This is a genomic window from Streptomyces laculatispora, from assembly GCF_017353455.1.
GTDB lineage: Bacteria > Actinomycetota > Actinomycetes > Streptomycetales > Streptomycetaceae > Streptomyces > Streptomyces laculatispora.
Window position 1 is genome coordinate 36091 of the sequence record NZ_JAFMPZ010000082.1, and the last position, 361, is coordinate 36451.

Genomic DNA, 361 nt, shown 5'->3' on the forward strand with positions numbered 1-361 from the left:
GCGGCGCCGAGCCTGGACGATCTGCAGCTCCTGCTGCCGGAGGACCTGACAGGCCTGCGTCAGCCTTCCTGAGTGCTGTCCCGCCGCGCACTCCTCCCCGGACCCTCCGGACCTCACCGAACAGAGGAACGCCCCGCATGCACCGCCGTACGACCGTTCTGCTGCTCAGCACCGCTCTCACTGCCCTGCCTTGCCCGCTCGCCCTCGCGGACGACGGCGGCGGCAGCGGACAGGTGGTGCTGCCCGGGGTCCCCGAACGGCTGTCCGCACAGCAGGCGTGTACGGCCTTCAAGGGCCGGGCCACCTCCGACGCCCCCTGGACGCGCCGGGCGCTCGGCCTCGACCAGGTGTGGACCCTGTC

1 pseudogene is annotated in these 361 nt (G+C 72.9%); it reads left to right on the top strand.

What is annotated here, in order from left to right:
• Positions 1-137: 137 nt before the first annotated feature.
• A pseudogene (locus J1C73_RS04500) lies at positions 138-361 on the top strand (S8 family serine peptidase); the annotation flags it as partial.